At 70.8% G+C, this 13,970-nt stretch carries 12 protein-coding genes; 9 read left to right on the forward strand and 3 right to left on the reverse strand.

Annotated features, from left to right (window positions below; all coding sequences use genetic code 11):
• Positions 1–62: 62 nt before the first annotated feature.
• Positions 63–614 (forward strand): SRPBCC family protein, encoded by a 552-nt coding sequence (locus ACTWQO_RS29220; protein ID WP_443240350.1) that lies wholly within the window; start codon positions 63–65, stop codon positions 612–614.
• A gap of 82 nt (positions 615–696) precedes the next feature.
• Here ACTWQO_RS29220 and ACTWQO_RS29225 read toward each other — a convergent pair whose 3' ends face one another.
• Positions 697–1,365, reverse strand: a complete 669-nt coding sequence (locus ACTWQO_RS29225) for a lipoprotein (protein ID WP_443240351.1) — start codon at positions 1,363–1,365, stop codon at positions 697–699.
• Between the two features lie 67 nt (positions 1,366–1,432).
• A complete protein-coding gene (locus ACTWQO_RS29230) occupies positions 1,433–1,849 on the reverse strand; it encodes a DUF6010 family protein (protein ID WP_443240352.1) in 417 nt (138 codons plus the stop codon).
• Between the two features lie 210 nt (positions 1,850–2,059).
• Here ACTWQO_RS29230 and ACTWQO_RS29235 point away from each other — a divergent pair, with 210 nt between their 5' ends.
• From ACTWQO_RS29235 to ACTWQO_RS29270, 8 genes are all read left to right on the forward strand, one after another.
• A complete protein-coding gene (locus ACTWQO_RS29235) occupies positions 2,060–2,638 on the forward strand; it encodes a TetR/AcrR family transcriptional regulator (RefSeq protein WP_443240353.1) in 579 nt (192 codons plus the stop codon).
• 16 nt (positions 2,639–2,654) lie between these two features.
• Positions 2,655–3,839 (forward strand): lipase, encoded by a 1,185-nt coding sequence (locus ACTWQO_RS29240; RefSeq protein WP_443240354.1) that lies wholly within the window; start codon positions 2,655–2,657, stop codon positions 3,837–3,839.
• Positions 3,840–4,030: 191 nt separating this feature from the next.
• A complete protein-coding gene (locus ACTWQO_RS29245) occupies positions 4,031–5,128 on the forward strand; it encodes a LacI family DNA-binding transcriptional regulator (RefSeq protein WP_443240355.1) in 1,098 nt (365 codons plus the stop codon).
• A gap of 56 nt (positions 5,129–5,184) precedes the next feature.
• Positions 5,185–6,783: an FAD-dependent oxidoreductase gene (locus ACTWQO_RS29250; protein WP_443240356.1), complete on the forward strand. Its 1,599-nt coding sequence runs from the start codon at positions 5,185–5,187 to the stop codon at positions 6,781–6,783.
• 111 nt (positions 6,784–6,894) lie between these two features.
• Entirely contained in the window at positions 6,895–9,024 is a 2,130-nt protein-coding gene (locus tag ACTWQO_RS29255) for a hydantoinase/oxoprolinase family protein (protein ID WP_443240357.1), read from the forward strand.
• Positions 9,021–9,620, forward strand: a complete 600-nt coding sequence (locus tag ACTWQO_RS29260; RefSeq protein WP_443240358.1) for a hypothetical protein — start codon at positions 9,021–9,023, stop codon at positions 9,618–9,620. The genes ACTWQO_RS29255 and ACTWQO_RS29260 overlap by 4 nt, the downstream gene beginning before the upstream one ends.
• 3 nt (positions 9,621–9,623) lie before the next feature.
• Positions 9,624–10,904, forward strand: coding sequence for a transporter (locus ACTWQO_RS29265; RefSeq protein ID WP_443240359.1), 1,281 nt, complete (start codon positions 9,624–9,626; stop codon positions 10,902–10,904).
• 56 nt (positions 10,905–10,960) lie between these two features.
• Positions 10,961–11,962 carry a hypothetical protein gene (locus ACTWQO_RS29270; RefSeq protein WP_443240360.1) on the forward strand — a complete coding sequence of 334 codons (1,002 nt, stop codon included), beginning with the start codon at positions 10,961–10,963 and terminating at the stop codon, positions 11,960–11,962.
• A gap of 238 nt (positions 11,963–12,200) precedes the next feature.
• On the opposite strand, the gene ACTWQO_RS29275 is transcribed toward ACTWQO_RS29270, so the two are convergent.
• On the reverse strand, positions 12,201–13,820 hold the full coding sequence (locus ACTWQO_RS29275; RefSeq protein WP_443240361.1) for an alpha/beta hydrolase: 1,620 nt from the start codon (positions 13,818–13,820) through the stop codon (positions 12,201–12,203).
• Positions 13,821–13,970 lie beyond the last annotated feature (150 nt).

A 13,970-nucleotide genomic window follows, 5' to 3' on the forward strand; every position in this document is an offset into this window, starting at 1 on the left:
AGATCAACCGCCGGCACCGTGAGGTCGGCGTCCGCCAGGTCGAGGCGGGCGAGGCGAAGACGGTGCTCCTGCGGCGGACCTTCGACGCCGACATTGCCGACGTGTGGGACGCGGTGACCTCGCCCGAGCGGATCAGCCGCTGGTTCCTGCCGGTCAGCGGTGAACTCAAGCTCGGCGGCCGCTACCAGCTGGAGGGCAACGCCGGCGGCGAGATCCTCGAGTGCACCGAGCCGACCCGGCTGCGCGTGAGCTGGCTCTACGGGCCCGACCCCGGCTTCAGCGAGGTCGAGGTGCGACTCACGCCGGACGGCGCGGACCGCACGGTGCTGGAGCTGGAGCACGTAGCTGTGGTGCCGGACGACTTCTGGGACCAGTACGGTCCCGGCGCGGTCGGAGTCGGCTGGGACCTGGGGCTCCTCGGACTCGACAGGCACCTGGCGGGCGGCGAGATCAGCCGGGAGGAGGCGGAGGCCTGGGACAAGTCGCCCGAGGGCAAGGAGTTCGCGACGCGCTCGGGGGAGGCGTGGGGCGCCGCGTATGCCGCATCCGGTGCCGAGGCGAAGGTCGTGGCAGCCACGACGGCGGCGACGATCGGGTTCTACACAGGCGAGTAGGAGTCGCGGCTCGGTTCCCGTACGGCGTCCTGACACTCGCACCTGGCGCGGCGGCCCCGGTCGCCGCGCCAGGCCTCCGGGCTCAGTGGCCGCGCAGGGTCCGCTTGGCGAGTTCGTATGCCGGGAGCATCTCCTCGTGTTCCTCGGTGTCCAGGCCTCCGAGATGCACGACGACCGGTCCGTCGGATGTGACGACGGCGAGGGCGCGTTCCTTCTTCGTCTCGTCCAGGAGTTCGCTGGTGTAGAGGTATTCCACCTCGACGCCGTCCAGGCCGCCCGTCTTGAATGTCCGGTACGTCTCCTTGCTCGCGCCAGGCTCGGCCTCGACGAATGCCTCCAGGGCAGCGCGCGCGTCGTTCTTGGCCGGTTCGCCGGTCCAGACGCGGAGGTAGCCGATGTTCCCCGCGGGCTTGGCGTCGATCTCGCAGGTGAGGGTGACCGGGCCCTGTTGGAGGAGCGTGTCCGCGAGGTCCCCGGCAGGACCGCCCTCCACGGTCTCGGCCTGCCACTCCTTGGCGATGTCGAAGGTGACCGGGAGTTCGCAGGGGGAGCCCTTGGCGCCGATGGTGCCCCCCTTGGCGGCAACCGTCCCGTCGGCGCTCGCCGATGCCGACGCTGACGCCGACGCTGACGCTGACGCCTGATTGTCCTCCGGCTCCTGCGGCGCGGCCTGCGAACACCCCGTCAGCACCCCCGCCAGCAACGCCACATGCACCGCACCGCGCCCCGCGATCCCCACCCTGACCTGCATCGAAGCCCCTCCCCAGTGATCCAGGCGGGACACTGTATCGGAGGCACGCGGGCGATGCTCGCCGACGTCACGCGGCCTGGTCCTGGACGACAGCGGGCCTTCCCCGGCGGAGAAGCTCGCGCGGTGACAGCCCGCCGGACAGGCACCACAGCGCGATGACGGGATCGCAGATGGCGCACCCCAGCGACGAATCATGCATGAAGGGGATCAGAGGGCTGCCCTTGATGTGGTGGATGACGTCCCACACCGTGTGCAGCAGCCAGCCGATGCCGATGAACGTCCACGAGTCCAGGCCGCGGAAGGCGACATAGGTGACGAGCGCGGTGAAGGCGAACTCCCACCCGCCCAGACCTCCGGTCCCGAGGTAGGCGGCACCGGCTCCGGCGACCATGACCGCGTTGAAGCGGCGCCGGTGGGGTTCGCGGATGAGGGACATGAGCAGGGCGTACAGGACGCCGATGGCGATCGGCGCGAGGACGAGCATGGATGTGCCTTTTCCTGGGATCTGACGGTACGTCGGCTGCGCGGCGGGACGGCTCACACGCTAGGTCGGTACCGGGTCGCGCCCCCAGGGGGATTACCGACACCTTCCGACGGGATGCCGCCACCACTCGGCGAAGGCGAATGGTCCCGGTGATTTGCCTAAATTATTTAGGCATGCGCATACTCTATTTCGGTGAATGGGAGGTCGGTTATGGCACGAGTAGGGCTGACTACAGAACGCCTGATCCGGGCAGGCGCGGAGCTCGCCGACGAGGTCGGCTTCGATCAGGTGACCGTCTCCGAGCTTGCCCGTCGGTTCGACGTCAAGGTCGCGAGCCTGTACTCGCACGTGAAGAACTCCCAGGACCTCAAGACCCGGATCGCCCTGTTCGCGCTGGAGGAACTGGCCGACCTGTCCGCCGACGCGGTCGCCGGGCGGGCCGGCAAGGACGCCCTGACCGCGTTCGCGAACGTCTACCGCGACTACGCCCACGAGCACCCCGGCCGGGCCGCGGCCGCCCGGATGAGACTCGACCCCGAGACGGCGGCCGCCAGTGCCGGGGTCCGGCACGCCCGGATGACGCGGGCGATCCTGCGCGGATACGACCTGACGGAACCCGACGAGACCCACGCGGTGCGGCTGCTGGGCAGCGTCTTCCACGGCTACGCGAGCCTCGAAGGCGCGGGCGGTTTCAGCCACAGCGCCCCCGACAGCGAGGAGTCCTGGGTGCGGGTCCTGGACGCCCTCGACACCCTGCTGCGCAACTGGCCCGCCCGCTCCACCCCTTGATCGACAGGCTGAGGACATGAACACCGAGCACGACTGGATCACCACTCCCGTCACCGCCGGGCTCCTGCGCGGCGCCCTCGACGTGGAGCGCACCGAACACGGGATGCTGCCGCACCGGCTGCCCGCGTGGGCCCGTGCCCAGAGCACCGACCCCCAGCTGGCCATGGCCGAGTCCCAGCCCTCCGGCGTACGGCTGGTCTTCCGTACCCGCGCCACCGCGGTCGAGCTGGACACACTGCCCACCAAGCGGGTCTACGTGGGCGCGCCGCCCCGCCCGGACGGTGTGTACGACCTCATCGTCGACGGCCGCCCGGCCGGACAGGCAAGCGTCACGGGCGGCAACACCGTGACCATCGACATGGTCGCGGGCACCGCCGAGATTCAGCCCGGCCCACCCGGAACCCTCCGTTTCAGCGGTCTGCCCGAGCGTGACAAGGACGTCGAGATCTGGTTGCCGCACAACGAGACCACCGAAGTCCTGGCCCTGCGCACTGACGCCCCCGTCGAACCCGCGCGGGATTCGGGCCGCAGGGTGTGGCTCCACCACGGCAGTTCCATCAGCCACGGTTCCGACGCGGCCAGTCCCACCACGACCTGGCCCGCCCTGGCCGCCGGCCTCGGCGGCGTGGAGCTGATCAACCTGGGCCTGGGCGGCGGCGCCCTGCTCGACCCGTTCACCGCCCGCACCATGCGCGACACCCCCGCCGACCTGATCAGCGTCAAGATCGGTATCAACCTGGTCAACGCCGACCTGATGCGCCTGCGCGCTTTCGGTCCCGCGGTCCACGGCTTCCTCGACACCCTCCGCGAGGGCCACCCGACCGTGCCCCTGCTGGTCGTCGCGCCCATCCTCTGCCCCATCCACGAGGACACGCCGGGCCCCGCCTTCCCCGACTTCAGTGAGATCAGCGAGGGCCGGCTGCGGTTCGCGGCCATGGGCGATCCGGCGGAACGCGCGAGCGGGAAGCTGACGCTGCGCGTGATCCGCGAGGAGCTGGCCCGCATCGTGGCACAACGTTCGGCGGACGACCCGAACCTGCACTACCTCGACGGCCGCGAACTCTACGGCGAGGCCGACTATGCCGAACTGCCGCTCCCCGACGAGCTCCACCCGGACGCCACCACCCACCGCCGTATGGGCGAACGCTTCGCCGCACGCGCCTTCACCGCCGACGGCCCCTTCGCGGACGACGGCTCCTGAGACCGGTACCTGGCCGGCGTGCGAGGCCGACCTGACCGGTGTGGCTCTGTTCCGCGGCGCTTCTGTCACAAGTCTTGACCCGCTGGGCGGGGAGGTGCAGTCTCGCGTTAATGCGCATTAGGTAATACGCATTAACAGCTGTGCCGTCGACGTCGACGGCACCGAACCATGCCCCGGGGAGAGAAGCCACCGTGGAACACAGGAAGCGGCCCGGACGAACGCCCGCTCCGGCCGGACGTACGTCACGGCCCCGGCAGGCCGAGGTGGCTCGGCTCGCGGGCGTGTCCCAGGCGACCGTGTCCCTGGTGCTCTCCACGAAGCCCGACAGCAAGGGACGCCTCATCTCCGAGGAGACCCGTCGACGGGTCCTGGAGGCAGCCCGCAGCCTCGGCTACGTGCCCGACCCGGCCGCCCGACGGCTGGCCGCCGCCCGCAACAATCTCCTCGGCGTCTTCAGCTTCACCGCCACGTTCCCCACCGATGTGCAGCACTCGTACTACCCCTTCCTGGTCGGCGTGGAGCGCGAGGCGGCGGCGCTCGGCTACGACCTGGTGCTGTTCACCGGGTCGAGCACCGGCGGCGCGGGGGCCGCAGGTCCCGAGGCCCTGAGCCGGGTCCGGCTCGCCGACGGGTGTCTGTTCATCGGTCGGCACACACCCCGGACGGAGCTCAAGCGGCTGGTCGAGGACGGCTTCCCGGTCGTACACCTGGGCCGCCGCGAGGAGTTGGAGGGCGTGGCATGGGTGGGCGCGGACTACGTCGAAGCCACACGGGACGTCGTGGGCCATCTGGCCGAGTTGGGGCATCGGCGGATCGTCCTCGTCCGCGAGGACGACGACGCACCCGCCTCGGCGGACCGCCAGCGCGGCTTCCTGGAAGGGTTGGAGGCGGCAGGTCTGCCCTCCGGGCCTGCGACCGTCTTCCGGTCCGCTGATCCGCAGCGGGACCTCACGTCCGAACGGCTGCGTGCCTGGGTCGATGACGGGGTGACGGCTTTCGTCGTGGAGGAGACCGACACCGGGGCGGCCTGGCGGGGCCTGCTCACCGCCGTGCGCGCGGCGGGCCTCGACTGCCCTGCAGAGGTGTCCCTGGCCCTGCTCGGCAGCCCGCCCTCCGATCTGGCGAGCGAGCCTGTACCGACCGGATTCGACATTCCCCGGCCGCAGTTGGGCGCCGCGGCCGTGCGGCTGCTGGCCGCGCTCGTCGCGGGGGAGGAGGCGCGCGAGCCACTCGTCAGCTGCGTCTTCCGCCCGGGCCCGACGACCGGACCGCCGCGTGCCCGTCCCTGAGCACGGTCCGTACCGGCCTCACCCCCTGTGAACCTGATCCAGCGGCAAGGAGAAGCGTGATACCCGAAGCAGACATCCTCGTTGTGGGCGGCGGCCTCGGTGGCGTGGCCGCGGCACTCGCCGCCTGCCGGTCAGGACGCAGCGTCGTGCTCACCGAGGAGACGGACTGGATCGGCGGCCAGCTCACCAGCCAGGCCGTACCGCCCGACGAACACCCGTGGGTCGAGCGGTTCGGTACGACCGCTTCGTACCGGCGGCTGCGCGAGGAGATCCGGAGGTACTACCGCCACTGGTACCCGCTGCGGGCCGAGGCCATGGCGCTCACCGACCTCAACCCGGGAGCGGGCCGCGTCAGCAAGCTCTGCCACGAGCCGAGGGTCGCCCTCGCCGTCCTGGAGGGCATGCTCGCGCCCCACCGGGCGGCGGGCCGGCTGACGGTACTCACCGAGCACCGGCCGGTCTCCGCCGAGTCCGACAACGATGTCGTGCGATCGGTGACCCTCCAGGACCTGCGTGACGGGACGCTGCGCACCCTCACCGCGCGTTACGTCCTGGATGCCACCGAGACGGGCGAGCTTCTCCACCTTGCGAGTGTCGAGCACGCGAACGGGGCCGAGGCGCGCGCCGAGTTCGACGAGCCGCACGCCCCGGACGAGGCTCAGCCCGACAACCAGCAGGGCATCACGGTCTGCTTCGCGCTCTCCCACCACGAGGGCGAGGACCACACGATCGACCGCCCGCAGGACTACGACTTCTGGCGCACCTACCGGCCCTCGTTCTGGCCCGGCCCACTGCTCGGCTTCGAGGCGCCCGACCCCCGGACGCTGGAGCCGGTGCGGCGGACCTTCGTACCGAATCCCGATCTCGACCCGCTCAGTGTCTCCGCCGACCAGAGCGCCGACGCCGGTGACAAGGAACTGTGGGGCTTTCGCCGTGTCCTCGCACGCAAGCTGCACTCACCGGGCGCCTTCGACTCCGACATCACACTCGTCAACTGGCCGCTCAACGACTACTGGCTCAAGCCGTACATCGGCCAGGAGGCCGAAGCTCTGCGCGAGGCACGGCAGTTGTCGCTGTCACTGCTGTACTGGCTGCAGACCGAGGCACCGCGCCCGGACGGCGGCACCGGCTTCCCGGGCCTACGGATCCGCCCGGACGTGACCGGCACGGCGGACGGCCTGGCCAAGGCGGCGTACGTCCGCGAGTCCCGCCGTATCAAGGCCGTCACCACGGTCACCGAGCACGACGTGGCGATCGACCTGGTCGGCCCGTACGGCGGCACCCGGCACCGGGACTCCGTCGGCGTGGGCGGGTACCGCATCGACCTGCATCCCTCGACCGGCGGTGACAACTACATCGACATCGGCTCGGTGCCCTTCGAGATCCCCCTCGGGGCGCTGGTGCCGCGGAGGGTCCGCAACCTGCTGCCCGCGGGCAAGAACATCGGCACGACCCACATCACCAACGGCTGCTACCGGCTCCACCCGGTGGAGTGGAACGTCGGCGAGGTCGCCGGTGCTCTGGCCGCCCACTGCGTGGCCGAGGACGTCGAGCCGCACCAGGTCCAGGCCGAGGACAAGCGGTTCGAGGAATTCGCGCGGCTGCTCGACCGCGACGGAGTGCAACGCCACTGGCCGGACGTACGCGGCTACTGAACGACCCCTGCACGGAGGGGAGTTGCGGGCGGGGCGGATCCACCCGCCCCGCCCGGCGACGGCCCACGCGAACCGATCCAGCGCAAGTCCAGCACAAGGAGGTGCCCGGACATGAACACACCCCGCATCCGCGTCGGCATCGACGTGGGCGGAACCTTCACCGACGCCGTGGCCGTGGACGCTGCGACCCTCGAACTCCTGGGGCAGGTCAAGGTCCCCACCAGCCACCATCACGAGGACGGCGTCGCACACGGCATCGTCGAGGCGCTCGACCGGCTCCTGGGGCAGACCGGCTGTGCCCCGAGCGACGTCGCCTTCCTGGCGCACGGGACGACCCAGGCCACCAACGCCCTTCTGGAGGGCGACGTGGCGACCGTCGGACTGATCGGCATCGGGACCGGCCCCTCAGCAGTGTTCACCCGCCGCCTCGCCTCGTTCGGCAAGCTCGAACTCGCCCCCGGCAAAAGGCTCCCGTTGGCCTACGCGCATGTCGCCGACCCTCAGAACACGGCAGCCGTCCGCCGCGCCGTCGAACAGCTGAAGGACGAAGGCGCATCGGTCCTCGTCGCCAGCCAGCCGTTCAGCGTCGACCGCCCCGAGGGCGAGCAGGCCGTCCTGGACGCGGCACGGCCGTACGGACTGCCGATGACCGCCGCGCACGAGATCACCTCGCTGTACGGGCTGCACAAGCGCACCCGCACCGCCGTGGTCAACGCGGCGATCCTGCCCCGCATGCTGGCCACCGCCGACCTCGTCGACGCCTCCATCACCAAGGCGGGCGTGACCGCGCCGCTGATGGTGATGCGCTGCGACGGCGGTGTGATGGCGCTCGACGAGATGCGCCGCCGACCGCTCCTGACGGTCCTGTCGGGTCCGGCTGCCGGAGTCGCGGGCGCTCTGATGCAGGAGCGGGTGAGCGAGGGCGCGTTCCTGGAGACCGGAGGCACTTCGACCGACATCAGTGTCGTACGCCGCGGCAAGGTCGCCGTCCAGCACGCCACCATCCTCGGCAAGACCTCGTATCTGAGCGCGCTCGACGTGCGCACGGTCGGCGTCGGCGGCGGCTCCATGGTGCGGATCGGTGAAGGCCGGGTGACGGGCGTGGGACCGCGCAGCGCCCATATCGCGGGACTGCCGTACGCCTGCTTCGCCTCCCCCGACCAGCTGCGCGACGCACGTGTGGACACTGTCCGGCCCATGGACGGCGACCCCGCCGACTACGCCGTGATCGACGCGGCGGGCGGACGGTTCGCCGTCACCATGACCTGTGCCGCCAACGCCCTCGGCCGCGTACCCGAGGACGACTTCGCCCGCTGCGACCCGGAGACCGCGCGCGCCGCGATCGCCCCGCTGGCCGCCGTGCTCGGCACCGACGTCGCGACCGCGGCCACGCGGATCCTCGACGCGGGCGTCGCCCAGGTGAAGACGGTGGTGGACGCCATGATCCGCGACTACCGCCTCGACAAGGACACGGCCGTCCTCGTCGGCGGAGGCGGCGGCGCCGCGTCCGTCACCCCGCACCTCGCCCGCATCAGCGGCATGGAGGGCCGGATCGCCCGCCACAACGAGGTCATCAGCCCCATCGGCGTCGCCCTCGCGCTCGTACGGGAACAGGTCGAGCGGATCGTGCCCGGTGCTTCGCAGGAGCAGATCCTCGCCGTCCGCGCCGAGGCGGAGCGCGCGGTCGTCGCCCAGGGCGCCGCCGCCGAAGGCGTCGAGGTCGAGGTCACCGTCGACCCGCAGACCAGCACCGTGCGTGCGGTCGCGACCGGCGCCACCGAACTGCGCACCCAGGACCGGTCCCACCGCGCCGACGACATCGAGCGGCTCCGTGCCGCGGCGGCCAGTCTCAAGGCCGACCCCGCGGCGGTCGATGTCCTGGCGGGCACCGCCGCCCACACCGTCTACGGCACGCGGACGCACCGCCGCCTGCGACCGCCCCGCCGGCCCGTGCGGATCGTCGACATGGACGGTGTCGTACGCCACCACGCCGCCGACGCCCGCGTGGAGACCACCACCGTGGCCGGCGCCCCCGAGGTGCTCGCCCGGCTGGTGGGCGAGTCCACCTCGTACGGCGACGGCGGGGTACGCGCTCCCGCCCTGCGGCTGCTGCTCGGCTCCCGCATCGCCGACCTGTCCGGCGTCCTCGATCCGCAGCCTCTGCTCGCGCTGGCCCGCAGTGAGTTGCGGGCCCGTGCGGCCGACGAACCGGTGGTCGCGGTCCTGGAGGTGCGGTCATGACGGCCACTGAACGCACCGCCCCAGACCAGGAGTTGATGGATCCCGCAGCCGTCGACGACATCGAATGGGCCGTCCGGCTGCTGGCGGCCACGCCCACCCACGAGGGCCGCGACCGCGAGCTGCTGCGCCAATGGGCCCGTAGAGCCGACGAGTTCGGGTCCCGGCTCGCCCCCGTCCCGTCCACCGCGCGTGTGGTCGAGCGGGACGACGGTCTGGAGCGGATGCTGCTCGCCCGCTACACGTCACGGCCCCCGACGGTCGAGCTCTACACCGACACGCTCACCCTTGCCGAGGAGCTGGTCGACGCCCGCGGCTGGCGTGCCTGGTACCCGCCGGGCTCGGTCCGCGCGGCCGCGCTCGCCCACGAGGCTGTGCACGCCCGCCTCCACCACGGCCCGGAAAAGGCCGCGCTCAAGCAGGCACTCGACCACACCGTGCTGCGTCTCGGACGCCACCGCGTGGCCGGGCATGTCGCCGGTGCCGAAGAGGTCGCCGCTCACGCCTACGCCAGAACCGTCTGCGGGCTCGGCCGCAGCCCCCTGCTCCTCACCGCTGCGCTGCGCGCGGCGCTCACCCGGCCCGGAAGAGAGAACTGACCCATGGGTGTCGTCATCCTCCTCGTCATGGCCGCCGGCGTCGGCCTGATGCTCACCCGCAGACTCCCCACCGCCTTCGCGCTGGTGCTGCTCGCCGTCGTCATCGCCTTCCTCGCCGGGGCACCGCTCACCGGCGAGAACAGCGTCCTGGACACCGTCCTCCAGGAAGGCGCGCCGGCCCTGGCCGCCACCATGATCGCGATCATTCTGGGCTCCTGGCTGGGCAAGCTCCTCGACGAGACCGGTATCGCGGGCACGCTCGTCCGCAAGATCGTCGAGTTCGGCGGTGACCGCCCGACCGTGGTGGCCCTCGGTGTCCTCGCCGTGTCCGCGCTCGTCGGAACAGTGACCGGCTCGGCACCCGCCGCCATGCTCGCCGGCATCATCGGCATCCCCGCGATGATCGCCGTCGGCGTGCCCAAGGTGACCGCCGCGGGCACGGTGCTGATGGGCATCGCCGTGGGCATCCCCTTCGAGCTGCCGGTGTGGCAGTTCTTCTCCACCGCGCTGGAACTGCCGATCCCGACCGTGCGCGGCTTCATGGTGAAGCTTTTCCCGTTCGCCCTGGTCGCCGCCCTCGCGTTCGTCCTCGTCGAGACACGACGGCGTGGCACCGAACACGCCTGGTCGCTCAAGTCCGTCGACCCGAAGCCTCGTTCACGCCGCGCGGACCTGGGCGACGCGCCCTGGTACGCGCTGCTCGCCCCCGCCGTCCCGCTCGTCCTCGCCCTGGGCTTCGAACTCGCCATCATCCCCTCGCTGCTGGCGGGCGTCCTGTACGCGCTGGCCACCACGACCCGGCCCGGCGAGATGAACAAGCGGCTGCTGCGCACCCTGTACGGCGGCTTCGAGGTGGCCGCACCGCCGATCGCCCTGTTCGTCGCCATCGGCATCCTGCTCGCGGCCGTGAAACTGCCCGGCGCCGTGGCCGCACTCGAACCGCTCGTCAAGGCCGTCAGTCCGCAGAACCCCGTGGTGTTCGTCCTCGTCTTCACGCTCCTCGTCCCGCTGTGCCTCTACCGCGGTCCCCTCAACGTGTTCGGGCTCGGCGCGGGCATCGCCGGCGTCCTCATCGCCACCGGCATCTACCCCGCGGCCGCCGTCCTCGGCATGACCACCTCGTACAACCAGGTCTTCGGCGTCGCCGACCCCACCAGCACACAGACCGTGTGGAGCGCCCAGTACGCAGGCGTCACTCCCCAACAAGTCATGGTGCGCACCCTGCCGTACGTCTGGGCGGTCGCCCTCGGCGGCCTGTGTGTCACCGCCGCCATCCACCTCTGAGCCCACGGCCCCGTCCGGGCCCGCTGAGCCGCAACCTTCTGGCATTGGAGCCGACCATGCACGAGCCTCACCTCGACCGGCGTCTCTTCCTCCGAGCCACCGCCGCCACCGGAGCCGCCGTCACCATCGGGACGACCCTGGGTGCCCAGCCCGCGGCCGCGGCACCCGGCGGATTCCCCGACTACACCTACGCCCGGACCCTTCTGACGGCGTCTCAGCTGAAGTACAACCCCACCGGCGAGATCATCTTCCCCTGCATCCGGGGCGTCTACGACAAGCTGAGCTCCCCCCTCGGCCGCTACTACCTGTACTACGCGCCGCACGACGCTCCCGGTGGGATCTGCCTGGCCTACGGCAACTCACTGGCGGGTCCGTTCACGGAGTACCCGTCGAACCCGATCGTCTCCAACAAGTGGTCCCCGCATTACTCCGTCAGCCATGTCTCGTCGCCCCACGTGCTGTGGAACCAGGACGCCAAGGAGTTCTGGCTGTACTTCCACGGAGAGAACACCACGACCCGCCTCGCCCGCTCGGCCGACGGGATCCACTTCACGTACGACAAGGTCGTCCTGTCGGCGTCCATGCTCCCGGCAGGCACCACAGAGACGTCGTACGCCCGGGTCTTCCGCCACGACCTGCCCTCACACGGCGCCCGCTACGTGATGGTCTTCATGCTCAACAACACCACCGACCACCGTGACATCCACTGGGGTTGGTCCGCCGACGGCCGCACCTGGAACTACGACCAGCAGCCGCTGATCCGGCACGGCGACGTCGGCGCCGTCAACGTCGGCGGTCCGCACCTTCTCCACCGCAACAACAGCACCTACGTCGTCTACAACAAGGACAAGGGAAGCGGCGGCGACATCATGATCACCGAAGTCGGCAACGACTTCCGCAAGCGCACCCACCTCGGCGTCTTCTACAACTCGCGCAGCGCGGCTCCCGAGAACGGGCGCGCAGCGGCGCCTTCCTTCGGCACCGACGACGGCGTCCCGTACATGATCTACGAGGCGGGGGAGAGGCTCGCGGGGGCCATCGCGGTGGCTCGGGGCTGACCCGGCAGGTCGACTCCCCGGTGACGACCGGAAACTCGTCACCGGGGAGAGTCCCTGCTCACGGGGGTGCGGCAGCTGATCGAGTCGGTCAACGACACCCTCAACCGGACCTCCCGCCCGCGCACTGCCGCTACTGCGACAACGCGGGGCATCGGCGCGGTGCATGGGCACTCGCGACGGACACTCCAGTCTCAGTCCGCGAGACATGCGGTCCGGTCAGTGCAAAGCGTCGCGCGGTTCACCGATACGTTCCCGTGCCCAGCAGGTCGGGCAGCGGGTTGACGAGGCCGCCGGTCGGCGACTGCCGCTGGGCGGAGGGTGCGGTCGGCCAGACTGCGGGGCAGTGCGTGCCCTTGCGGGGCGTCTTCAGGGTGGTGAGGTAGGTGTCGATGGCGTCACGCGTGCAGGGGCTCAGCCAGTAGTCGCCGTGGCCGACACCGTCGTACGTCAGGAACACGGCCTCGCGGCCGATCTGCCGGGCCGCGTTGGAGCCCCAGGAGTGCGGGGTGGCCGGGTCGAAGCGGCTGTTGGTCATCAGGATCGGTGGGGTCCCGTCGACGCGGAGCCTGCGCTGCGGGTTGGTCACCTCGGTCGGCCAGTCCTGGCAGCCGGTCTGGACCGTCCAGCCGAGAGTGCTGAAGCGGGTGACGGGGGCACGGCGGGCGAGTTCGCGTTCGAAGCGGGCGAGGGTGTCGTACGAGGGGACGCCGAAGTCGTAGTCCTGGCACATCACCGGGTAGAACGGGAATTCAGTCGGCTCGCCGTACTTCCGGAGGGACCGTGCCGCCGCGGGATCGGCGGCGTCCAGGTCGGTGAGGGTCTGAGCGAACTCGAACCAGTTGGCCGGGTCGTACATGTAGCTCAGGGCGAGGATCTGGAGGTCCTGGGGGGTGACCTTCTGGGGCGGGTCGCCCGGCAGGACCAATCCACCGGCGTCCGCGCGCTTGTAGAGCGAGTCGAACAGGGCGCGGGCGTCACGGTCGTGGAGCACGCAGGACGGCGTACGGGCGCACCAGTCGGCGAACTGGCCGTACGACTCCTCGACCGCCATGGCCTCGGTCTTCTGGAAGTCCCACGTGGCCAGGCTGTGGTCCATGTTCGAGTCGAGGGTCATCGCGCGGACGCGGTGCGGGTAGCGCTCGGCATACTGCTGGCCGATCGCGGTGCCGTAGGAGACGCCGTAGTAGCTGATCCGCTTCTCGCCGAGGCCGGCGCGGATCGCGTCCATGTCGCGGACGACACTCGCGGTGTCCATGTGCGCGGCCAGCGGCCCGGTGATGTCACGGCAGCTCTCGCCGAGCGCGCGGTTCGCCGCGCGGAGGGCGGCGAAGGAGGCGGCACTGTCGGGGTAGAGCAGCGCGTCCTGAGCGTTCACCCGATCCTCGTCGCACTTCACCGGGTTGCTGCGGCCGACGCCGCGCGGGTCGAAGCCCACGATGTCGAAACGAGCCAGCAGTTCGGGGGAGAAGGAGTCGGGGGCGCTGAACGCGAAGTCCACGCCGGAACCCCCCGGACCACCGGGGTTGATCAGCAGCGAACCGATCCGGCGCTCGGGGTCGGTGGCCAGGTGGCGGGCGAGGGCCAGGTCAATGGTGGCGCCGTACGGACGCTTCCAGTCAACGGGCACCTTGACGGTGGCGCACTCGAAAGTGCCCTGACCGGAGGGCGATTCACAGGGTTCCCAGGCTATTCGCCCGGGTGACGGGGCCTGGGCCGAGGGAGCCGCGGTCTCGGGGGCGGCGGGGGCGGCTACGGCCGTCCCGGCGAGTAACTGGCCGAACAGTGCGGTGACCAGGGCTCCGACAGCCAGTCTCCCGCGCGCCTTCGCACGCGGGATCAGTGGGGGGTTGGATGGCACGGGTGTTCCTCCATGAATCAGAAGTTCACAGACGGCATCACAGCATCGATCCAACGCCCTTGTGAATCAAGCGAAATGAGGCTCAGTCAGGCGGGGCACCCACTCGGTGGTGACTGGAGTCCACTCGGCCAGGTGGATGGGCACCCCGCG

Origin of the sequence: Streptomyces sp. 4N124 (assembly GCF_052245395.1) — a bacterium.
Classification (GTDB): Bacteria; Actinomycetota; Actinomycetes; order Streptomycetales; family Streptomycetaceae; genus Streptomyces.